This window comes from Mycolicibacterium fallax, assembly GCF_010726955.1.
Classification (GTDB): domain Bacteria; phylum Actinomycetota; class Actinomycetes; order Mycobacteriales; family Mycobacteriaceae; genus Mycobacterium; species Mycobacterium fallax.
This window is the reverse complement of record NZ_AP022603.1, coordinates 1,713,687-1,735,218: the sequence shown is the minus strand read 5'-3', so window position 1 is coordinate 1,735,218 and position 21,532 is coordinate 1,713,687. Positions and strand designations below refer to the sequence as shown.

Sequence of the window (21,532 nt, the reverse complement as noted above, 5' to 3'; positions counted from 1 at the left end):
CACGCCGGCGCGGGTGTACACAAGTGCGCGCTGGGCGGAGTCCCGGCGGCGGCTCCCGGCGGCGGCACCGGCCGGGGACACGCCCGGGCGGACCCTGCCGCGCAGGCCCGGTGCGCGGCCGGGACAATGGTGTCGGCCCCGCGCGGGGCAAAGGCCCAACCTGCAAGGAAGCGACGACGCCGATGTCGACCACTGTGACCGACGCCGATATCGGCCGCCTGCTGCTGCACTGCCCGGACCGGCCCGGCATCGTCGCCGCGGTCAGCACCTTTCTGACCCGCGCCGGGGCGAACATCGTCTCGCTGGACCAGCACTCGACCGAGGCCGAGGGCGGGACCTTCATGCAGCGCACCATCTTTCACCTGCCCGGGCTGTCGGCCGCGCTGGACGGGATGAACCGTGAGTTCGCCGACACGGTGGCCGCCGAGTTCGACATCGACTTCCGGTTCACCGAGGCCGCCAAGCCCAAGCGGGTGGCGATCATGGCCTCCAAGACCGACCACTGCCTGCTCGACCTGCTGTGGCGCAACCGCCGCGGCGAGCTGGACATGTCGGTGGTGATGGTGATCTCCAACCACCCGGATCTGGCCGACCAGGTGCGCCCGTTCGGCGTGCCGTTCGTGCACATCCCGGCCACCCGGGACATCCGCGAGCAGGCCGAACAGCGCCAGCTGGAGTTGCTGCGCGGCAACGTCGACCTGGTGGTGCTGGCCCGCTACATGCAGATCATCACGCCGTCGTTCCTGAGCCGGGTGGGCGCCCCGATGATCAACATCCACCACTCGTTCCTGCCGGCCTTCATCGGCGCCGCGCCGTACCGGCAGGCCAAGGATCGGGGGGTGAAGCTGGTCGGCGCGACCGCGCACTACGTGACCGAGGTGCTTGACGACGGCCCGATCATCGAGCAGGACGTGGTGCGGGTCAGCCACACCCACACCGTCCGCGACCTGGTCCGCCTCGGCGCCGACGTGGAGCGGGCGGTGCTGTCCCGGGCGGTGCTGTGGCACTGCGAGGACCGCATCGTGCGGCACGAGAACCAGACGATCGTGTTCGGGCGCGGCTGAGCGGCTACGGCCGGGACGCCGCCAGCAACTCCTCGACCGTCACGAACTTCACCCGCGGTCGCCGGCCGTCGGCGCCGCGGCCGCGCTCGGCCTTGTCGATCGCGCGCCAACCGCTCCAGTCCACCTCGGCGAGGCCGCGATCGGCCAGCGTCGCGGTCAGCGCGGCCCGGTCCGCGACGTCGCGGGTCAGCACCCCGGCGTCGAAGTCCGCCCACAGCGCGGCGACGGTCTGCGCCGCGCAGGTCCGGTTGGTGCCGATCACCCCGCGCGGCCCGCGCTTGATCCAGCCCGTCACGTAGACCCCGGGCAGCGCCGCGGCGTCGGCGACGACGCGTCCGCCGTCGTTGGGGATGGTGCCGGTGGCCTCATCGAAGGGCAGGTCGGGCATCGGGGTGCCGCGATAGCCGATCGAGCGCAGCACCAGCGATGCCGGCAGCACCCCGGCGTCGGCGTCGGTCCTGGTGTCGCGCAGCCGAATCCCGGTGACCGCATCGTCGCCCTCGATGGCGACCGGCGCGCAGTGGAACCGGAACACCACCCGCTTGTTGCCGGGAACCGGTGCGCGGTCGCGGTATTCGCGTGCGACGGTCAGCTTCATCGCGGTCTCGACGTCGTCGTCCGGTCCGGGCGACAGGTCGCAGTCCGCGTCGATGATGACGTCGATCCCGGGCAGGTCGCCCAGCGCCAGGAACTCCCCGACGGAGAACGCGGCGTCGCGCGGGCCGCGCCGGCCCAGCACCACCACCTCCTCGATCGCGCTGTCGGACAGCGCCTCCAGCGCGTGGTCGGCGATGTCGGTGGCGGTCAATTCGTCCCGGGACATCAGCAGGGCCCGCGCCGCATCCAGCGTCACGTTGCCATTGCCGATGATCACCGCGCGCTGCCCGGACAGGTCGAATCCGCGGTCGCTGTGATCGGGATGGCCGTTGTACCAGCCGACGAAGTCGGCCGCCGGGTGACTGCCCGGAAGCCCTTCGCCGGGGATCCCGAGGTCCCTGCTGCTCGGCGCGCCGACGGCGTAGATGACCGCGTGGTGGTGGGCCAGCAGATCCGCGTGACCGAACCGCTCGCCGATCTCCACGTTGAGGTGGCAGCCGAACCGGCGGTTGGTGAACGCCAGGGAGAACATGTCGGCGATCGATTTGGTGCGCTGGTGATCGGGTGCGACGCCGGCGCGGATCAGGCCGAACGGGGTGGGCAGCCGCTCAAACAGGTCCACCTCGACGCCGTCGACCTCGAGCAGTTCGGCGGCCGCGTAGCAGGCCGCCGGGCCGGCGCCGACGACGGCGATCCGCAGCGCGCCCGGCTGCACCGGGGCGTGCGGGCGCGGTTCGGGGGTGTTGTCGGCGGTCAGGGGGTGGGCCCGGAAGTAGTCGGCGGCGATGTCGCGGTAGCGGACCTGCGATTCCGGCAGGTCGTCCTCGTAGTAGATCGCCTCCACCGGGCATTCCTCGGCGCAGGCGCCGCAGTCGATGCAGGCCTCCGGGTCGATGTAGAGCATCTCGGTGTCGCCGGCGCCGTCGACGGGCCGGATGCAGTCGACCGGGCACACCGGCACGCAGCTGGCGTCCTTGCAGCAGTTTTGCGTGATGACGTAGGTCATTGGCACCCGTCGCGGTAGTTGGACATCAGACTGGACACATGTCCAGAATATCAGGCGCGCTGGACATTCCGCGAACCTAACAGCAGCGGGCCCCGGGCTGCGCATCGGCGGCCGCGTGGCGCATTCGCCAGTATTCGGCCTCGGTGCACACCGGCTCGCCCGGGTGGCTGCGCTGGCGGTGCGCGACGTACCGCCGGTAGTGGTCGTCGCCCATCAGGGCCCCGAAATACCACGCTATCTGGCGCGCGACGTGGCGGGTGCGCGCGAATAGTCGTCCCACTGCTTGGCCACCTCCTTCTCCGCGGCGGTCGGGATCAGGCCCGACGGGGCGAACAGGTGCGAGGGCACCGGGGGGTCTTCGGTCAGCGGGGGGCCGGAGCCGCGCAGCGCGCGTACCGCGACGACGACCCCGACGCCGACGACGACGAGCACCAACACCGCGAAGACGATCGACAGCGAACCCTGGATGAAGGTGTTGCGGATGACCGCGTCGATCTGGTGTGGGTCCTTGGCCGCGCCGAAGCTGCCGGCGCCGGCATCACGGGCCGCGACATAGAGCGAATGTTGCTTCCAGTAGCCGAGTTTCGGGTCGGCGGAGAAGATTTTCTGCCAGGACGCCGTCATGGTGACAACCAGGTCCCAGGCCAACGGCAGTCCGGGGATCCAGGCCCAGCGCAGCAGCCCGCGTTTGATCACCACCACGGTGACCACGGTCAGCGCGATCGCCGCCAGCAGCTGATTGGCGATGCCGAACAGCGGGAACAGCGTGTTGATCCCGCCGAGCGGATCGGTCACGCCCATCAACAGGATCGAACCCCAGGCCGCCACCACCAGGACGCTGCACACCCAGGCGCCGATCCGCCAGCTCGGGTCGCGCAGCCGGCGGAACGGGCCACCAAGATTGCCCAGGCCGTCGGAAAGCATGAACCGGGCCACCCGGGTGCCGGCGTCGACGGTGGTCAGAATGAACAGCGCCTCGAACATGATCGCGAAGTGGTACCAGAACGCCTTCATCGAGGCGCCGCCGAACACCTGGTGCAGTACCTCGGCCATGCCCAGCGCCAGCGTCGGCGCCCCACCGGTGCGGGAGATGATGGATTCCTCGCCGACGCTCTGGGCCGTGGCGGTGATCTCCTCGGGCGTGATCGGCGCCCCGGACAGTCCCAGGCCGTTGACGTAGTCGGCGGCCGAGGCGGCGGTGGTCCCGGTGGCCGCGGTCGGCGCGTTGAGGACGAAGTACAGGTGCTGGTTGAGGATGGCCGCGGTGATCAGCGCCATGATCGCCACGAACGACTCGATCAGCATGCCGCCGTAGCCGATCAGCCGCATCTGGCCTTCCTTCTCCAGCAGCTTCGGGGAGGTGCCGGAGGAGATCAGCGCGTGGAAGCCCGACAGCGCACCGCAGGCGATGGTGATGAACAGGAACGGGAACAGCGAGCCGGCGAACACCGGCCCGTCGCCGCGGGAGGCGAACTGCGAGATCGCCGGGGCGTCCATCACCGGGCGGGCCAGCAGGATCCCGACGGCCAGCAGGGCGATGGTGCCGACCTTCATGAAGGTCGACAGGTAGTCGCGCGGCGCCAGCAGGAACCACACCGGCAGCACCGAGGCGGCCAGGCCGTAGCCGATGATGCACCAGCTCAGGGTGACCTTGGACAGGGTGAACCAGTTCGCGCCCCATTCGGTGTCGGCCACCCAGCCTCCGGCGACGACGGCCAGCAGCAGCAGCACCACCCCGATCAGGGACACCTCGGAGATCCGGCCGGGCCGGGCGAACCGCAGGTACAACCCCATCAGCATGGCAATCGGGATGGTCATCGCGATGGAGAACACCCCCCACGGGCTCTCCGCCAGCGCATTGACCACCACCAGCGCCAGCACCGCCAGCAGGATCACCATGATGCTCAGCACGGCCAGGATGGCGGCCGCGCCGCCGATCGCGCCGAACTCGTCGCGGGCCATCTGGCCCAGCGAGCGGCCGCGGCGTCGCACCGAGATCGACAGCACCAGGAAATCCTGGACGCAGCCGGCGAACACCGCGCCGATGATGATCCAGATGGTGCCCGGCAGGTAGCCCATCTGCATGGCCAGCACCGGCCCGACCAGCGGCCCGGCCCCGGCGATGGCGGCGAAGTGGTGCCCGAACATCACCCGCCGGTCGGTGGGCATGTAGTCGGTGCCGTTCTCGTACTCCTCGGCCGGGGTGGCGCGATCGTCGCGCGGCTTGACGATCTTCTGCTCGACCAGCCGGGCGTAGAACCGGTAGCCGATGACGTAGCTGCAGATCGCGGCGAGCACAAACCACACCGCGTTGACCGTCTCGCCGCGGGCGAACGCGATGACCGCCCAGGACACCGCGGCCAGCAGCGCGATCGCGGCGAAGATCAGCCGATGCCGCAGCGTGATGGGGGAGCGGTCGATGATCGCCACCGGCGGCTGCCCGGGGTCGGTGCGGATATGGGTGATCTCGCCGGGAGTCGATTCGGGCTGCTCCGGCAGCACGGTCGACGGTGATGCCACGGGTCTGAACCTCCGGGTTCGGGATGCGAAAGTGGATTGATCTTGTCACCAGCGGGTCGGCGGCGGGGAACTTCTGCCGTCGACGCCGGGTGCCGGAGCGCCGATTGCCTGTCACCGGCGCGGCGGCGAACACCCGCTCGCCGTGATGGCGACTGCGCCCCGGCCGGGGGGCATCGCCGACCTTTACACTGAAGCGGTATTTTGTCAGTCACACAGATCCTCGGAAGAAGGTGCACATGGATATCAATGGCAAGAAGGTCATCGTCATCGGCGGCGCGTCCGGCATGGGCCGGGCCTCTGCGGAGCTGCTGGCGGCCAGGGGCGCCTCGGTCGCGGTGCTCGACCGGGAGGGCTCCGACGGCAAGGAGGTCGCCGAGGGGGTGGGCGGCAAGTTCTACGCCGTCGACGTCACCGACTTTGCCGGCACCGAGCAGACCATCGACGCCGCGGTCGCCGAGCTGGGCGGCCTGCACGTCATCATCACCACCGCCGGCGGCGGCGTCGCGGAGAAGACGCTGGGCAAGAACGGCCCGCACAGCCTGGACACCTTCCGCAGCGTGATCGACCTGAACCTGGTCGCGTCCTTCAACATCAGCCGGATCGCCGCAGCTCACATGGCCAAGAATGAGCCGGAGGAAGACGAGCGCGGGGTCATCATCAACACCGCCTCGATCGCCGCATTCGAGGGCCAGATCGGTCAGGTCGCCTACACCGCGGCCAAGGCCGGCATCGCCGGGATGTGCCTGACGATGGCCCGTGACCTCGGTTCGGTCGGCATCCGGGCGCTGGCGATTGCCCCGAGCCTTTTTGCCACCGGCCTGACCAAGGGCATCCCGGACGAGTTCGCCACCCAGCTGACCAAGGACGCCGCATTCCCCAAGCGGCTGGGCAAGCCGGAGGAGTTCGCGAAGCTGGCCGCCGCGATCGTCGACAACCCGATGCTCAACGGTCAGTGCATCCGGCTCGACGCCGGTCAGCGGTTCGCCCCGCGCTGACGTCACAGCGGACCCGGCCGATGTCAACTCGGCCGGGTCCTTCAGTACACTCCGTTCAGCTCTGAGCCCCGGGCAGCTGACGCTCGATGGGCATCGCAGACGTTCCTCGACACGGCGGAGGCTGAACAATGGGTATTGCGCTGACCGACGATCACCGCGAACTCGGCGCCGTGGTGCGCGACTTCCTCGGCAGCCAGGGTGCCCGCGGTGCGGCCCGCGCGCTGCTGGAGGCTCCGGCCGAGGAGCTGCCGCCGTTCTGGCCGCAGCTGGCCGAGCTGGGCTGGCTGGGCCTGCACATCGATGAGGCCTACGGCGGCTCCGGCTTCGGGCTGCCCGAGCTGGTGGTCGTCGCCGAGGAGTTCGGCCGCGCGGTGGCGCCCGGCCCGTTTTTGCCGACCGTCGCTGCCTCGGCCGCGATCGGTGCCCTCGGTGACGACGCCCAGCGCCGGCGACTGCTGCCCGGCCTGGTCGACGGCTCCACCGTGGCCGGCGTGGGACTCGGCGGGAGCATCACCGTTTCCGGCGGCGTGGCCTCCGGCGACGCCGGGGTGGTGCTCGGGGCCGGGCTGGCCGATCTGCTGGTGCTGGCCGCCGGACCCGACGTGCTGATCCTGGAGCGCGATCGCGCCGGGGTGTCCGTCGAGATGGCCAACAACCTCGATCAGGCACGCCGCTCGGGGCGCGTCCGGCTCGACGGCGTTGCGGTCACCGCTGCGGACCTGCTGCCCGGCGGCCGGGACACCGCGCTGGCCTACGCGCGCACGCTGCTGGCCGCCGAGGCCGTCGGCGGGGCGTCGGACTGCCTGGACACCGCCGTCGACTACGCCAAGGTGCGCAAGCAGTTCGGCCGGACCATCGCCACCTTCCAGGCGATCAAGCACCACTGCGCGAACATGGCGGTGGCCGCCGAGGCCGGGGTCGCGCTGGCGTGGGATGCCGCCCGCGCCGCCGAGGACGGCGGTGAACCGTTCCGGTTGATGGCTGCCGCCGCGGCGGCCCAGGTCTTCGGCGCCTATGTCAAAAATGCCGAGCTGAACATCCAGGTGCATGGCGGTATCGGCTACACCTGGGAGCACGACGCGCATCTGCATTGGCGGCGCGCGATGGCGCTGCGGGCGCTGCTGGGCGGGGACCCGCCGGCGGCCGACCTGTTCGAGCTGACCGCGGCGGGGGTGACCCGGTCCAACAGCCTGGACCTGCCGGTCTCGGCCGACGAGCTGCGGGTGGCGGTGCGCGCCGACGCGGCGGAGATCGCCGCGCTGGACGACGCGCAGCGGCTGGAGAAGCTGATCGGGACCGGCTACCTGATGCCGCACTGGCCGACGCCGTTCGGCCGCGCCGCCGACGCCGTCGAGCAGCTGGTGATCGACGAGGAGTTCCGCGCGGCGGGCATCAAACGGCCCGATTACGGCATCACCGGGTGGGTGGTGCTGACCCTGATCCAGCACGGAACTCCTTGGCAGATCGAGCGATTCGTCGAGAAGGCGCTGCGCAAGGAAGAGATTTGGTGCCAGCTGTTCTCCGAGCCGGAGGCGGGCTCGGACGCCGCGGCCATCAAGACCCGCGCGGTCCGGGTGGACGGCGGCTGGAAGATCAACGGGCAGAAGGTGTGGACCAGCGGCGCGCATTACTGCCAGCGCGGCCTGGCCACCGTGCGCACCGACCCGGATGCCGGCAAGCACGCCGGTATCACCACGGTGATCGTCGACATGCAGGCCCCCGGGGTGCAGGTGCGGCCGCTGCGGATGCTCAGTGGCGGTTCGGAGTTCAACGAGGTCTTCTTCAACGACGTGTTCGTGCCCGACGAGGACGTGGTGGGCGAGCCCAACGGCGGCTGGACGGTGGCCCGGGCAACGCTGGGCAACGAACGGGTCAGCATCGGCGGTGGTGCGGGCATCGGCGGTGTCGATCCGGCGGCGCTGATCCCGTTGGTTGCCGAGTACGGCGATCGGTTGGCCGGGGCCAAGATTCGCACCGGCGGGTTCATCGCCGAGCATCACGCGATCCGGCTGCTGAACCTGCGCCGGGCGGTGCGGAGCATCGAGGGCGCCGGGCCCGGCCCGGAGGGCAACATCACCAAGCTCAAGCTCGCCGAGCACATGGGAGAGTTCGGGGCGATCTGGTGTGGTCTGTTGGGCCCGGATGCCACCCTGCTCGACGGATCCGCGGCGATTGCACTGCAGGTGGCGATGGGGGCGCGGGCGATGGCGATCGCCGGTGGTACCTCCGAGGTGACCCGCAACCAGATCGCCGAACGTATCCTGGGGATGCCGCGTGATCCGCTGATCGTCTAGCGGGCGACGGCGAACCTACTGGGAATCGAGGTTTTTCGATGGGCACCTACGCCGTCACTGGTTCGGCTTCGGGGATGGGCGCGCAGGTCGCGGCGAAACTGCGGGCGGCCGGTCACACCGTGATCGGTGTCGATCTGCGCGACGCCGAGGTTCTCGCCGACCTGTCCACCCCGGCCGGTCGCGACGGTGCCGCCGCACAGGTGCTGGCGCTCTGTGACGGTCGGCTGGACGGCGCGCTGCTCGGTGCCGGCGTCGGGCCGCTGCCCGGCGCGGACAGTGCGCGGCGGATCTTCGCGATCAACTACCTCGGCGTGGTCGAGCTGGCGCAGGCCTGGCGGCCGGCGCTGGCCGTGAGCGGGCGGGCGAAGGTGGTGGTCATCGCCAGCAACTCCGCGACCACGGTGCCGGTGGTGCCGGGTGCGGCGATCCGCGCCCTGCTGCGCGGCGACGTGGATCGGGCGGCCCGGGTGATGAAATGGTGCGGCCCGGCCGCGCCGTCGCTGGCCTACGCCGCCTCGAAGATCGCGGTGTCGCGGTGGGTGCGTCGGTCTGCGGTCACCGCGGAGTGGGCGGGTCGGGGCATTCGGCTCAACGCAATCGCCCCGGGCGCGATCCTGACCCCGCTGCTGGAGAAGCAGTTGGCCACCCCGAGCGAGGCCCGCGCGATCCGCGCCTTCCCGGTCCCGGTCGGCGACTTCGGCGATCCGGGCCAGCTGGCCGACTGGATGATGTTCATGCTCTCGGACGCGGCCGACTTCGTCTGCGGCAGCATCGTTTTCGTCGACGGTGGGTCGGATGCCTACCTGCGGGCCAACGCCTGGCCGAAGGCCGTCCCGGCGTGGGGGGTGCCGGCCTACCTGTGGCGGTTCGCCAAGCACCGGCTGGCTCAACGAGCGGTGTAGTTCCGCGAGGCGGAGGCCAGCCGTGAAGTTTCGGCTGGCTCAACGAGCGGTGTAGTTCCGCGAGGCGGAGGCCAGCCGTGAAGTTTCGGCTGGCTCAACGAGCGGTGTAGTTCCGCGAGGCGGAGGCCAGCCGGTTTGTTGGGGCTGGCTCAACGAGCGGTGTAGCCCGGCGCGGTCAGCGCGGGCAGGTGCACCACTGCTCGGCCGGCACGGTCTTGCGAACATCGTCCACGTGCGAGCCGCAGCCGTCCCAGGTGGTCTTGCCGCATTTGGGGCATTTCACCGGATAGCACATCGTCGTTCCCCTCAACGCTTTCGGTCGCGGTGATCGTCGCCGCGGACCCTGCCGAGAATATACCCCTGTGGGTATTGTGTCCAGCGCCCTTGGCATACCCCCTCAGGTATGTATACGATGGGGTCCAAATACCCTAAGGGGTATCCATCGAGGAGGGGTTGGCCATGAGCGGAAAGTCGGTGCGGGCATGATCGCGCTGACCGTCGCGCTCTCGGTGCTGGTCGGTGTCGCCCTCGGCCTGCTGGGCGGCGGCGGGGCGATCCTGATGGTGCCGCTGCTGGCCTATGTCGCCGGCCAGGACTCCAACGAGGCCATCGCAACCTCGCTGCTCGTCGTCGGCGTCACCAGCCTGGTGGCCTCGACCACTCATGCCGTCGCGGGACGGGTGCGGTGGAAGGTGGCCGGGATCTTCGGTGCCGCGGCGATGGTGGGGGCCTACGCCGGCGGCCGGATCTCGCACTATGTGCCGGGCACGGTGCTGCTGGTGATGTTCGCGGTGGTGATGCTGGGCGCGGGGGTGGCGATGCTGCGCCCACGGGCGGACAACGAGGTCACCAATCGCCCGCTGCGGATGCCCGCGATGCTCGCGATCGGTGCCACGGTGGGCGTGATCAGCGGGTTGCTCGGCGCCGGCGGGGGCTTCCTGCTGGTTCCGGCGCTGGTGCTGCTGGCCGGCCTGCCGATGCCGGTGGCGGTGGGCACCTCGCTGGTGATCATCAGCATGCAGTCGATGGCCGGGCTGGCCGGCCAGTTGCAGTCGGCGTCCATCGACGGGCGAACCGCGGGCCTGGTCACCGCGGCCGCGGTGTTGGGCAGCATCGGTGGCGGGCTGCTGGCCTCGCGGATTCCGCCGGCCCGGCTGCGGGTGCTGTTCGGCTGGTTCGTGCTGCTGATGGCGGCCTTCGTGCTGGGCCGGGAACTGGTTCCGGCGGTCGGCATTGCGCTGGCCGTGACGACGGTGCTGGCGATCCTGACGCAAACCCTGTGCGCGCGCAGCGAGCGATGTCCGTGGCGCCGCAAACGCTCGGAGCAGGCGGGGGCCGATGCGACCACACCCTGATCAGATACCCCCGCGGGTACAGTTGAGTTCATCTTTTTCAGACAAGGAGACGGCCATGGTTGGCGACGACGATGCGATTGCCCAGGTGCTCAACCGGCTGCGCCGGGCGCAGGGGCAGCTCGCCGGAGTGATTTCGATGATCGAACAGGGCCGCGACTGCAAGGACATCGTGACCCAGCTCGCCGCGGTGTCCAAAGCGCTGGATCGGGCCGGATTCAAGATCGTGGCCACCGGTCTGCGCGAGTGCATGATCGGTGCGGAGAACAGCGGTTCCGAGCCGGCGCTGAGCCAGGCCGAGCTGGAGAAGCTCTTCCTGGCCCTGGCCTGAGACAACCGCTGAGCTGAGAACGCCAGCCCGAAACCGCCGGCCCGAGACAAAGGAGAACAACATGACCGAGGCGCAGGTGGCCCTGACCACCACCGTTACCACCGACTTTGACGACGCCGTCGCCCGCGCCCGCGCGGCGCTGGCCGGCCAGGGCTTCGGGGTGCTCACCGAGATCGACATGCGGGCCGCGCTGAACGCCAAGCTCGGCGACGGCGCCGGCGACGAGGTGGGCGACTACCTGATCCTGGGCGCCTGCAACCCCGGCTTCGCCCGGAAGGCGGTGCACAGCTACCCGCAGATCGGCGTGCTGCTGCCGTGCAACGTTGTGGTGCGCCGGGCACCGGGCGCCGAGGCGGTCACCATCGACGCGATGAACCCCGCGCTGATGGTGCAGGTCACCGCCGAGCCGGCGCTGACCGAGATTGCCACCGAGGTCGGCGCCCTGCTGCAGGCCGCCCTGGACAACCTGTAGGGGTCGCCTTACAGCGGCCGCAGCACCAGTGGCAGGCCGTCGACCGGAACCGGCATGCCGCCCCAGTCATAGACCGGGCGGTATCCCGGATGCGGCAGCTCCAGCCGGTAGCGGCTCAGCAGTCGGTGCATCACCGTTTTGATCTCCAGCTTGCCGAACGCCATGCCGATGCACTTGTGCGCGCCGCCGCCGAACGGCGCGAACGCGTAGCGGTGCCGCTTGTGTTCGCTGCGCGGTTCACTGAAGCGCTCCGGATCGAAGCGCTCCGGGTCCGTCCACAGCTCGGGCAGTCGGTGGTTGATCGACGGCCACACCACGACATTGGTGCCGGCGGGAATGAAGTGGCCGAGCAGGTCGGTGTCGCGGACGGCCTGGCGGAAGTTCATCGGCAGCGGGGTGATCATCCGCAGCGATTCGTTGATCACCAGGTCGTAGTTGGTCAGCGACTCCAGCGCATCGATGTCCAGCGGGCCGTCGCCGATCCGGGCGGAGTCCTCGCGGCAACGTTCCTGCCACTCCGGGTTGCCGGCCAGCTGCAGCGCCATGGTGGTCATCGTCGAGGTCGAGGTGTCGTGGGCGGCCATCATCACGAAGATCATGTGGGCGATGACCTGCTCATCGGTGAAGCTGGCGCCGTCTTCGTCCCGGCTGTGACACAGCACGCTGAACATGTCGGTGCTCTGCGCCGCGCGCTTCTCGGCGATCCGGGCGCGGAAGTAACTCTCCAGGGTCTTGCGGGCGCGGATGCCGCGCCACCAGGTCAGCGGCGGTACCGGCTTGCGCACGATGGCGTTGCCCGCCCGGGTGGTGACGCTGAAGGCCCGGTTGACCGTCGTGACGAGCTCCCGGTCGGTGCCGGCCGGGTGGCCCATGAACACCTCGGAAGCGATGTCGAGGGTGAGTTCCTTGACCGACGGGTGGAACAGGAACCGGCGGTCATTGGCCGGCCAGTCGTTGGCCAGCACCTGGGAGGCGACCGCGTCGATATGCGAGACGTAGCCGGCCAGCCGGGGTCGGGTGAAGGCCTGCTGCATGATCCGGCGGTGCAACATGTGCTCGTCGAAGTCCAGCAGCATCAGCCCGCCTTCGAAGAACGGCCCGATGACCGGATCCCAGGCGCGCTGGGAGTAATCCTTGTTCCGATTGGAGAACACCGTCTGGGTGGCGTCGGGCCCCAGGGCCAGCACCGCGGGCAGCGCGGGGGAGTCCGCGTGGTAGACCGGACCGTGTTTGCGGTAGAGGTCCAGGACGAAGTCCGGGCCGCTGCGGAAGATCTCGATCATGTGCCCGAGGATCGGCAGCCCGGCGTCACCCATCACCGGCTTGAGGTCGCTGCCCGCCGGCGGGCTGGCCAGCACGTATTCGTCCCAGCGCTTGGCGTTGAGTCGGCGTTCCACCGCGCCCATCCCGGGCAGGGTGACCGGGGTCGGGCGCAGCCTGCGCTTGGCCTGGTCCATCAGATAGTGCGGGGTGCTGATCGTGGTCAACATCGCTCCTCATGTGCTGGCCGAACCCGGCGAGTGGCGTAGATCACTTCCGCTGTCATACTCGCGCACAAACTTGACGGCTGTCAAGTTTTTCTCTGGGGCGGGTCGTGGGGCAAGGTTGAACGGGTGGAACCAGATCAGGACCCGAGGGCGGTGACCGGGGATGCCGGCGCCGCGCTGAGCCGGGGGGACCGGCAACGTCAGGCGATCGTCGCCGCGGTGCGCGCGCTGCTGGAGGAGAAGCCGTTCGCCGAGCTCTCGGTGAGCACCATCAGCGACCGGGCCGGGGTGGCCCGGTCCGGCTTCTACTTCTACTTCGACTCGAAATACGCGGTGCTGGCCCACATCCTGGCCGAGCTGACCGCCGAACTGCAGATGCTGACCCGGTCCTTCGCCCCGCGCGGGGCCGCCGAGACCCCCGCCGAGTTCGCCCGACGGATGGTCGCCAGCGCGGCGCTGGTGTTCTCGCACAACGATCCGATCGTCGCCGCGTGCCACCGGGCCCGCGACACCGACGCGGAGATCCGGGAGATCCTCGACGCCCGGATGAACGATCTGACCGACCAGCTCACCGCCCTGGTGCAGGCCGAGGTCGACGCCGGCACCGCGTACCCGATCAGCGTCGATGTGCCCGCGCTGATCCGGATGCTCGCGGCGACCTCGTGGTACGTGCTGTTCGGCGACACCGCCTTCCTCACCGCTGACGGCGACGCCGAACGCGCCCAGCGCGCACTGGAACAGCTGTGGCTGCATTCGCTGTGGGGTGGTCGCGGCGCGCCGGTATCGTCGGCGCCATGACGAGTCCCTACACCGGCAAGCGCGCCTTCGTGACCGGCGCGGCCAGCGGCATCGGCCGGGCCGTGGCACTGGAGTTGGCCCGCGCCGGCGCCGAGTTGTACCTGACCGACCGCTCCGCGGACGGGCTCGCCGCCACCGTCGCCGACGCCCGGGCCCTCGGCGCCGAGGTACCCGAGCACCGGGCGCTGGACATCTCCGACTACGACGCCGTCGCCGACTTCGCCGCCGACATCCACAGCCGGCATCCGGCGATGGACCTGGTGCTCAACATCGCCGGGGTCTCGGCGTGGGGCACCGTCGACCAGCTCACCCACCGGCAGTGGCGGTCCATGGTGGACATCAACCTGATGGGCCCGATCCACGTGATCGAAACGTTCATTCCGCCGATGATGGCCGCCGGTCGGGGCGGCCAATTGGTCAACGTGTCCTCGGCCGCCGGCCTGGTGGCACTGCCGTGGCACGCCGCCTACAGCGCGAGCAAGTACGGGCTGCGCGGGGTGTCGGAGGTGCTGCGGTTCGACCTGGCCCGGCACAACATCGGGGTCTCGGTGGTGGTGCCGGGCGCGGTGCGCACCGGTCTGGTCAAGTCCGTCGAGATCGCCGGCGTGGACCGCGAAGACCCGAAGGTCAACCGTTGGGTGGAGCGGTTCAGCGGTCACGCGATCTCGCCGGAGCGGGCCGCCGAGAAGATGCTGGCCGGGATCGCGCGCAACCGGTTCCTGATCTACACCTCGCCGGACATCTGGGCGCTGTACACCTTCAAGCGGGTGGCCTGGTTGCCCTACAGCTTCGCCATGAAGCGGGTCAACGTGCTGTTCAGCCGGGCGTTGCGGCCGCGCGGTTAGCCCGCAATCACCGGGCCTGCCCTCAGCGCGAACCCCATTGCCAGGGCGGCAATTCCAGTTGGCCGAGCCCGTCGATTCGGGTCTCGCCGAGATCCTTGTAGAGCGGGATCTCGATCGCGTCGTCATGGGCCGCCGCGTCGGCGATCGGTAGCACCGCAAGGGCGTCGCGCAGCCGCTGCGAATGCGTCACCACGACGACCTGGGTGGTCCGGGCGGCGGCCGCGATCAGCCGGCCCAATGGGGCGAGCAGCTCCGGGTGCAGGCTGGTCTCGGGCTCGTTGAGCACCATCAGCGACGGGGGCTCCGGGCTCAGCAATGCGGCCGCCCACAACAGGAAACGCAGTGTGCCGTCGGACAATTCGGCGCTGCGCAGCGGGCGCAGCAGGCCCGGCTGGGACAGCTGGACATCGAACATGCCCTCGCGCACGTCCACCGACACCGTCGACCCCTCGAACGCATCGGCGACCGCCGCGCCCAGATCGTCGCCGCCGGTTCCCGATTCGATGATGGTCTGCAGCGCCGCGGCCAGGTCGTGGCCGTCATCGGCCAGCACCGGGGTGCGGGTGCCGACCTGTGGGCAGCGCGCCGGAGCCAGCGGGTCGGCCCGAAAGCCGTCGTAGAATCGCCAGCCGCGCAACCGATCCCGCACCGCCGCCAATTCCGGTAGGGCGGCCGGCTGGGCGTACTCGGCCAGCACGCTGCGATAGCTCGGCAGCCCCTGGGTGAGTGTCACCGCCGCGCCGTCGTCGTCCTCGGCGGCGGCGTACGGTCCGTCGCGGCGGACCAGGGTCGTCGACGCCCGCAACACCGGACCGGCGAACACCGCCTCCCGCTTGATCTGCGGGTCCTGGGCAAAACGTGACTCGAAGCCGGCCTGCACCGGCAGGCCGAGATCGATCAGGTAGCCGAAATCGTCGGAGGAGAAACCCAGGGCCAGCGAGACCGGCCCGCGGCGTACGGTGCCCTGGACCGGGGCCCCGGCGCGGGCCGCCCCGAGCGTCTCCGGGCCCGCCCACAGCACCGAGCTCAACCCGCCCTCGCGGGCCAGCGAGCCGATCACCTCGCCGCGACCGCAGTCGGCCAGCAGTCGCAGGGCCCGATAGGTGCTGGACTTGCCCGCGCCGTTTGCGCCGGTGATGGCGGTCAGTCGACGCAGCGGCAACACCAGTTCGCGCAGCGACCGGTAACCCCGGATGGCGACGGTGTTCAGCATGGCCCCGACGTTAGTTGGTGCCGGGGACAGCGGTTGCTCAGCGGCCGCAGAGTTTCTCGGCCACCGACTGCCACCCGGCGATCTGCGCGTCCACGTCATGCCCGGCGCAGCGGCGGGCCTCGATGTAGGTGGCGTCCAGCAACGCGGCCAGCGCGTCGGTCTGGGCCTGCAGGTCGCCGGTGCTGCCCGCCTCGGCGAGCAGGATCCGGATGTGGGCGCGCACCACCGAGTCCGGCGGATTGTCCCGGCCGGCGGCGCCGTCGGCTGCGGCGGTGAGCAGTTCGTGGTGCCGGTGGCCGAACCGGATGCGGTGTGCGCCGAAGGCCAGCAGCCGGGGCAGCGGCGGGGTGCCCGGGCCCAGCGGTGGGGGGCCGAACAGGAACGCCTGCTGGCTGGCTTGTTCGTCCTCGTCCAGCAGCACCAGCATCAACTCGGCGCGGCTGCCGAACCGGCGGAACAGCGTGCCCTTGCCGACCCCGGCGGCGGCGGCGATGTCGTCGGTGCTGACGCGGGCGGCGCCGTGCTCGGTGATCAACCGGCGCGCCGCCTCCAGCAGTAGGGTGCGGTTGCGGGCGGCGTCGACGCGTTCCGGCCCCATGAGGAAAGTGTAGTCCACCCCGAAATAAAGCGGACCACGGTCCGGTTGATTTCGGGGTGAGGGTCGAGACTGGCTCGGCCCGTGATTCCGGTGAAGGAACCCCGATGGCGAACAGCACCAACATCCTGATCCTGCTCGGCAGCCTGCGGGCGGGCTCGGTCAACCGGCAACTCGCCGAGGTCGGCGAGGCCAACGCGCCGGCCGGGGTCGGCATCAGCTGCTACCGAGGTGCGGCCGGCGGCGGGCTCGGCGACGTGCCGTTCTACAACGAGGACATCGACGTCGATGGGGAGCGTCCGGACGGGGCTGAGCATCTGCGCGCGGCCGCCGATGTCGCCGACGCGGTGCTGATCATCACCCCGGAGTACAACGGCAGCATTCCGGCCACCGTCAAAAACGCTATCGACTGGCTGTCGCGGCCGTATGGCCACAGTGCGATCTCCGGCACGCCGGTCGCGGTGATCGGCGCCGCGCTGGGCGGCTACGGCGGTGTCTGGGCGCACGACGAGACCCGCAAGTCGCTCGGCGTGGCCGGCGCCCGGGTGGTCGAGGACGTGAAGCTGTCGTTGCCGACCAAGAAGCTCAACGGCAGCCACCCGAGCGAGCTGGTCGAGGTGGTCGCCGAGGTGCGCGCGGTCATCGACCGGCTCGCCGCCGAGGTGGGCGCGACCGACTGAGGCGGCCGCGCGGCGATTTTGCTGTCCGTGGGTCCCGCCGGCGCTGGCCGGGATCTGTCGGAGGGTGCTGCGAGACTGGGGTGCACCAGGGCCGGGGCGTCGGCGTGTTGTGATCCACGACACGCCGGGCGGGGTCTGGAAACAGCCACCGGAGGCGCTTACGACCAGGGAATTGCACGAATGTTGTTCAGAACATCTTGTATCTCTTCGCTTTGTCGGCCACTAGGTGTAGTGTTTGAACCGCCAACAGGCCACAAGCATCCAACACCGGAAAAACCCTTGATTCCGTCCCTCCACCCGCTGGTGGGACCGGATATCCCGGACCGGTAGCCAGCGGATTCGACGGCCGGGAAGCGCGTGGCGCGGCGGTCAGCCGAGCCACACCAATACCTGTTTCGAGTTTTCGCTGAGGGGAGCCTGTCGAAGATGAGTCAGCCGTCGATCACCGTGTACACCAAGCCCGCGTGCGTGCAGTGCAACGCCACCTACAAGGCGCTGGACAAGCAGGGGGTGGCCTACGACATCATCGACATCACCGTGGACACCGAGGCCCGTGACTACGTGATGGCGCTGGGCTACCTGCAGGCGCCCGTCGTCGTCGCCGGCGCCGAGCACTGGTCGGGCTTCCGGCCGGACCGGATCAAGGCGCTGGCGCCCGTCGTCGCCGCCACGGCCTAGCCGCGGCACCGTCGGCGCGGTTGCATCGGACCGCGCCGCTGGGCAGATCACTTCGCGGAGGGAAGGCAGTCAACAATGGCGCATATCGTCTACTTCTCCAGCGTCTCGGAGAACACCCACCGCTTCGTCGAGAAGCTCGAACTGCCGGCCATCCGGATCCCGCTGCATGGCCGCATCGAGGTCGACGAGCCGTACGTTCTGATCCTGCCGACCTACGGCGGCGGCCGGGCCAACGGCCCGGATCCCGAGGCCGGGGGCTACGTCCCCAAGCAGGTCATCGCTTTTCTCAACAATGCGCACAACCGGTCGCTGCTGCGCGGCGTCATCGCCGCGGGCAACACCAACTTCGGGGCAGAGTTCGGGTACGCCGGCGACGTCGTCGCCCGCAAGACCGGCGTCCCCTATCTCTACCGATTCGAACTGATGGGAACCACGGACGACGTCTTCGCCGTCCGTGCGGGACTGGAAGACTTCTGGAAGGAACACGGGTGTCACCAACCGTCACAGCTGCAGAGCCAGTAACCACCAGCGTGCACGCGCTGCCGGGCGAGAGCGACTACCACGCGCTCAACGCGATGCTGAATCTGTACGACGCCGAGGGCAAGATTCAGTTCGACAAGGATGTGCTGGCCGCGCGGGAGTACTTCCTGCAGCACGTCAACCAAAACACCGTCTTCTTCCACAATCAGGACGAGAAGCTCGACTACCTGATCTCCAAGGAGTACTACGAGCGCGAGGTGCTCGACCAGTACAGCCGCAACTTCGTCAAGTCGCTGATGGACCGGGCGTACGCCAAGAAGTTCCGCTTCCCGACGTTTTTGGGCGCGTTCAAGTACTACACCTCCTACACGCTGAAGACCTTCGACGGGAAGCGCTACCTGGAGCGCTTCGAGGACCGCGTGGTCATGGTGGCGCTGACGCTGGGCGCCGGTGACACCGCGCTGGCCGAGAGGCTGGTCGACGAGATCATCGACGGCCGGTTCCAGCCGGCCACCCCAACCTTCCTCAACTCGGGCAAGAAGCAACGCGGCGAGCCGGTGAGCTGCTTCCTGCTGCGCATCGAGGACAACATGGAGTCGATCGGCCGCTCGATCAACTCCGCGCTGCAGCTGTCCAAGCGTGGCGGCGGAGTTGCGTTGCTGCTGAGCAACATTCGCGAGCACGGCGCGCCGATCAAGAACATCGAGAACCAGAGCTCGGGCGTCATCCCGATCATGAAGCTGCTGGAGGACTCGTTCTCCTACGCCAATCAGCTCGGCGCGCGCCAGGGTGCCGGCGCGGTGTACCTGCACGCGCATCACCCCGACATCTACCGCTTCCTGGACACCAAGCGGGAGAACGCCGACGAGAAGATCCGGATCAAGACGCTCAGCCTCGGCGTGGTGATCCCGGACATCACCTTCGAGCTGGCCAAGCGCAACGAGGACATGTACCTGTTCTCGCCGTACGACGTGGAGAAGGTCTACGGGCTGCCGTTCGCCGACATTTCGGTGACCGAGAAGTACCACGAGATGGTCAACGACGCGCGGATCCGCAAGACCAAGATCAAGGCCCGCGAGTTCTTCCAGACCCTGGCCGAGCTGCAGTTCGAGTCCGGTTACCCGTACATCATGTACGAGGACACGGTGAACCGGGCGAACCCGGTCGCCGGCAAGATCACCCACTCCAACCTGTGCTCGGAGATCCTGCAGGTCTCCACTCCGTCGGAGTTCAACGAGGATCTGTCCTACGCCAAGATCGGCAAGGACATCTCCTGCAACCTCGGTTCGCTGAACATCGCCAAGGCGATGGATTCCCCGGACTTCGCCCAGACCATCGAGGTGGCGATCCGCGCGCTGACCGCGGTCAGCGACCAGACGCACATCGGGTCGGTGCCCTCGATTGAGAAGGGCAACAACGAATCTCACGCCATCGGCCTGGGGCAGATGAACCTGCACGGCTATCTGGCCCGGGAGCGGATCTTCTACGGCTCCGACGAGGGCGTGGACTTCACCAACATCTACTTCTACACGGTGCTGTTCAACGCGCTGCGGGCGTCGAACAAGATCGCCATCGAGCGCGGCCGCAAGTTCGCCGGGTTCGACGAGTCCAAGTACGCCTCCGGTGAGTTCTTCGACAAGTACACCGAGCAGGCCTGGGAGCCGGCGACCGAGCGGGTGCGAAAGATCTTCGCCGACGCCGAGATTCACATTCCGACCCAGGAGGACTGGCGACGGCTCAAGGAGTCGGTGCAGGCGCACGGCATCTACAACCAGAACCTGCAGGCCGTCCCGCCGACCGGATCGATCTCCTACATCAACCACTCCACCAGCTCGATCCACCCGGTGGCGTCGAAGATCGAGATCCGCAAGGAAGGCAAGATCGGCCGGGTCTACTACCCGGCGCCGTACCTGACCAACGACAACCTGGAGTACTACCAGGATGCCTACGAGATCGGCTACGAGAAGATCATCGACACCTACGCCGCGGCCACCCAGCACGTGGACCAGGGGCTGAGCCTGACGCTGTTCTTCAAGGACACCGCCAGCACCCGGGATGTCAACAAGGCGCAGATCTACGCCTGGCGCAAGGGCATCAAGACGCTCTACTACATCCGGCTCCGGCAGATGGCGCTGGAGGGCACCGAGGTGGAGGGCTGCGTCAGCTGCATGCTGTGACGGCCGCATGACTGAGGGCGCCGGTCGCGGGATACCTCGACCGGCGCCCTCGTCTCGTCGGGGGTTGCGGTGATCTGGGATGCCGGTGCGATGTTTGAACGGTAGGGATCGGCGGTTACCCCGAAGGCATGACTTCAGCACTCGCGATCATCTGCACTCTAAGACCCTCGCCGTCCGCGTCGAGCAGTGACGTCCTCGCCCGGCAGGTTCTCGAGGAGCTCGACCGACACGGGGTCTCCGGTGAGGCCGTCCGCGCGGTGGACCACGACATCAGGCCCGGGGTGCAGCGCGACATGGGTGAGGGCGATCAATGGCCGGAGGTGCTCGAGCGGGTCCGCGCGGCCGACATCGTGCTCCTCGCGACGCCCACCTGGCTCGGGCACATGTCCAGTGTCGCCCAGCGGGTTCTCGAGCGACTCGATGCGGAACTGTCTGAGACCGACGACGAGGGGCGTCCCGCCATGCTCGGCAAGGTGGCGATGTGCGCCGTCGTCGGCAACGAGGACGGGGCGCACAAGATCATCGCGGACGTGTTCGGTGCGCTGGGCGATATCGGCTTCACCGTGCCCGCACAGGGGGCCACGTACTGGAACGACGAGGCGATGGGCGGCCGCGATTACAAGGATCTCGACGGAACCCCGGACGCGGTCGCCACGACCACGGCCAACGCGGCACGCAACGCGGCGCACCTCGCCGCTCTCGTGAGTCGCTCGCCGTACCCGCCGTACCGCTGAGGCATCAGCGGATCGTGTGCCGAGGGAGGGGCTCATCGGCCCCGGAGACTCCTCCCGCACCACGGGGGCCGTCAGCGTGAGTTCTCCGCCCAGCGTGGGCATGGCGGCGGGGAAGTCCTCCTACGCGACAACACCCGATCTGCCCACCGACCAGCGGAACGAGGACGGCGGAGGCCTCGTCTTCGAGACCGAGCCGTTCGCTGATCTCGTCGAGATACTCGGTCGGCCGGTGCTCGACCTGGTGCTCGACGTCGACCGGTGGTCCTGACTGTGCGCACGCGCGCGTTCCACGACACTGAATGGTTCGGGTTC

General features: G+C 69.1%; 21 protein-coding genes. 15 read left to right on the top strand and 6 right to left on the bottom strand.

Annotated elements, in window-relative coordinates; genetic code table 11:
* Positions 1 to 182: 182 nt before the first annotated feature.
* Positions 183 to 1,064, top strand: a complete 882-nt coding sequence (purU, locus tag G6N10_RS08180; RefSeq protein WP_085096886.1) for a formyltetrahydrofolate deformylase — start codon at positions 183 to 185, stop codon at positions 1,062 to 1,064.
* Between the two features lie 4 nt (positions 1,065 to 1,068).
* On the opposite strand, the gene G6N10_RS08175 is transcribed toward purU, so the two are convergent.
* From G6N10_RS08175 to G6N10_RS08165, 3 genes are all read right to left on the bottom strand, one after another.
* Entirely contained in the window at positions 1,069 to 2,667 is a 1,599-nt protein-coding gene (locus tag G6N10_RS08175; protein ID WP_085096889.1) for an FAD-dependent oxidoreductase, read from the bottom strand.
* A 76-nt stretch (positions 2,668 to 2,743) separates the two neighbouring features.
* Positions 2,744 to 2,881 (bottom strand): CstA-like transporter-associated (seleno)protein, encoded by a 138-nt coding sequence (locus tag G6N10_RS08170; protein ID WP_275995160.1) that lies wholly within the window; start codon positions 2,879 to 2,881, stop codon positions 2,744 to 2,746.
* 20 nt (positions 2,882 to 2,901) lie between these two features.
* Complete coding sequence (locus G6N10_RS08165; protein WP_085096895.1) at positions 2,902 to 5,187, bottom strand: carbon starvation CstA family protein; 2,286 nt, start codon at positions 5,185 to 5,187, stop codon at positions 2,902 to 2,904.
* Between the two features lie 236 nt (positions 5,188 to 5,423).
* Between G6N10_RS08165 and G6N10_RS08160 the strand changes: the two genes are divergently transcribed.
* The 6 genes from G6N10_RS08160 (at position 5,424) to G6N10_RS08135 (ending at position 11,533) form a co-directional block, all read left to right on the top strand.
* The gene (locus G6N10_RS08160) at positions 5,424 to 6,182 is read left to right on the top strand and encodes an SDR family NAD(P)-dependent oxidoreductase (RefSeq protein WP_085096898.1); all 759 of its coding nucleotides are present in this window, start codon (positions 5,424 to 5,426) and stop codon (positions 6,180 to 6,182) included.
* 128 nt (positions 6,183 to 6,310) lie between these two features.
* Complete coding sequence (locus tag G6N10_RS08155; RefSeq protein WP_085096901.1) at positions 6,311 to 8,476, top strand: acyl-CoA dehydrogenase family protein; 2,166 nt, start codon at positions 6,311 to 6,313, stop codon at positions 8,474 to 8,476.
* 38 nt (positions 8,477 to 8,514) lie between these two features.
* Positions 8,515 to 9,378 (top strand): SDR family oxidoreductase, encoded by an 864-nt coding sequence (locus G6N10_RS08150; protein ID WP_085096904.1) that lies wholly within the window; start codon positions 8,515 to 8,517, stop codon positions 9,376 to 9,378.
* A 482-nt stretch (positions 9,379 to 9,860) separates the two neighbouring features.
* Positions 9,861 to 10,733 (top strand): sulfite exporter TauE/SafE family protein, encoded by an 873-nt coding sequence (locus G6N10_RS08145; RefSeq protein WP_085096907.1) that lies wholly within the window; start codon positions 9,861 to 9,863, stop codon positions 10,731 to 10,733.
* A gap of 55 nt (positions 10,734 to 10,788) precedes the next feature.
* A complete protein-coding gene (locus tag G6N10_RS08140; RefSeq protein ID WP_085096910.1) occupies positions 10,789 to 11,061 on the top strand; it encodes a metal-sensitive transcriptional regulator in 273 nt (90 codons plus the stop codon).
* 61 nt (positions 11,062 to 11,122) lie between these two features.
* Entirely contained in the window at positions 11,123 to 11,533 is a 411-nt protein-coding gene (locus G6N10_RS08135; RefSeq protein ID WP_085096914.1) for a DUF302 domain-containing protein, read from the top strand.
* Positions 11,534 to 11,541: 8 nt separating this feature from the next.
* Here the strand turns inward: G6N10_RS08135 and G6N10_RS08130 are convergent, their stop codons facing one another.
* On the bottom strand, positions 11,542 to 13,020 hold the full coding sequence (locus G6N10_RS08130) for a cytochrome P450 (protein ID WP_179962884.1): 1,479 nt from the start codon (positions 13,018 to 13,020) through the stop codon (positions 11,542 to 11,544).
* 126 nt (positions 13,021 to 13,146) lie between these two features.
* Between G6N10_RS08130 and G6N10_RS08125 the strand changes: the two genes are divergently transcribed.
* Both G6N10_RS08125 and G6N10_RS08120 read left to right on the top strand, forming a co-directional pair.
* A complete protein-coding gene (locus G6N10_RS08125) occupies positions 13,147 to 13,818 on the top strand; it encodes a TetR/AcrR family transcriptional regulator (RefSeq protein ID WP_234810581.1) in 672 nt (223 codons plus the stop codon).
* Positions 13,815 to 14,663, top strand: coding sequence for an SDR family oxidoreductase (locus tag G6N10_RS08120; protein WP_085097185.1), 849 nt, complete (start codon positions 13,815 to 13,817; stop codon positions 14,661 to 14,663). The genes G6N10_RS08125 and G6N10_RS08120 overlap by 4 nt, the downstream gene beginning before the upstream one ends.
* 22 nt (positions 14,664 to 14,685) lie before the next feature.
* Here G6N10_RS08120 and G6N10_RS08115 read toward each other — a convergent pair whose 3' ends face one another.
* On the bottom strand, positions 14,686 to 15,876 hold the full coding sequence (locus G6N10_RS08115) for an AAA family ATPase (RefSeq protein WP_085096920.1): 1,191 nt from the start codon (positions 15,874 to 15,876) through the stop codon (positions 14,686 to 14,688).
* A gap of 37 nt (positions 15,877 to 15,913) precedes the next feature.
* A complete protein-coding gene (locus G6N10_RS08110; RefSeq protein ID WP_085097188.1) occupies positions 15,914 to 16,474 on the bottom strand; it encodes a TetR/AcrR family transcriptional regulator in 561 nt (186 codons plus the stop codon).
* A 104-nt stretch (positions 16,475 to 16,578) separates the two neighbouring features.
* On the opposite strand from G6N10_RS08110, the gene G6N10_RS08105 reads away from it, so the two are divergent.
* The 6 genes from G6N10_RS08105 to G6N10_RS08080 all read left to right on the top strand — a co-directional run bounded on the left by G6N10_RS08105 (position 16,579) and on the right by G6N10_RS08080 (position 21,488).
* Positions 16,579 to 17,151, top strand: a complete 573-nt coding sequence (locus G6N10_RS08105) for an NAD(P)H-dependent oxidoreductase (protein ID WP_085096923.1) — start codon at positions 16,579 to 16,581, stop codon at positions 17,149 to 17,151.
* A 426-nt stretch (positions 17,152 to 17,577) separates the two neighbouring features.
* Positions 17,578 to 17,829 (top strand): glutaredoxin-like protein NrdH, encoded by a 252-nt coding sequence (gene nrdH / locus G6N10_RS08100; RefSeq protein WP_085096926.1) that lies wholly within the window; start codon positions 17,578 to 17,580, stop codon positions 17,827 to 17,829.
* 75 nt (positions 17,830 to 17,904) lie between these two features.
* Entirely contained in the window at positions 17,905 to 18,351 is a 447-nt protein-coding gene (gene nrdI, locus G6N10_RS08095; protein ID WP_085096930.1) for a class Ib ribonucleoside-diphosphate reductase assembly flavoprotein NrdI, read from the top strand.
* 17 nt (positions 18,352 to 18,368) lie between these two features.
* Complete coding sequence (gene nrdE / locus G6N10_RS08090) at positions 18,369 to 20,486, top strand: class 1b ribonucleoside-diphosphate reductase subunit alpha (protein ID WP_179962882.1); 2,118 nt, start codon at positions 18,369 to 18,371, stop codon at positions 20,484 to 20,486.
* A 128-nt stretch (positions 20,487 to 20,614) separates the two neighbouring features.
* Positions 20,615 to 21,220, top strand: a complete 606-nt coding sequence (locus tag G6N10_RS08085; RefSeq protein WP_085096935.1) for a flavodoxin family protein — start codon at positions 20,615 to 20,617, stop codon at positions 21,218 to 21,220.
* 76 nt (positions 21,221 to 21,296) lie between these two features.
* Positions 21,297 to 21,488 (top strand): CocE/NonD family hydrolase C-terminal non-catalytic domain-containing protein, encoded by a 192-nt coding sequence (locus G6N10_RS08080; protein WP_197745637.1) that lies wholly within the window; start codon positions 21,297 to 21,299, stop codon positions 21,486 to 21,488.
* The last annotated feature ends 44 nt before the right edge of the window (positions 21,489 to 21,532 follow it).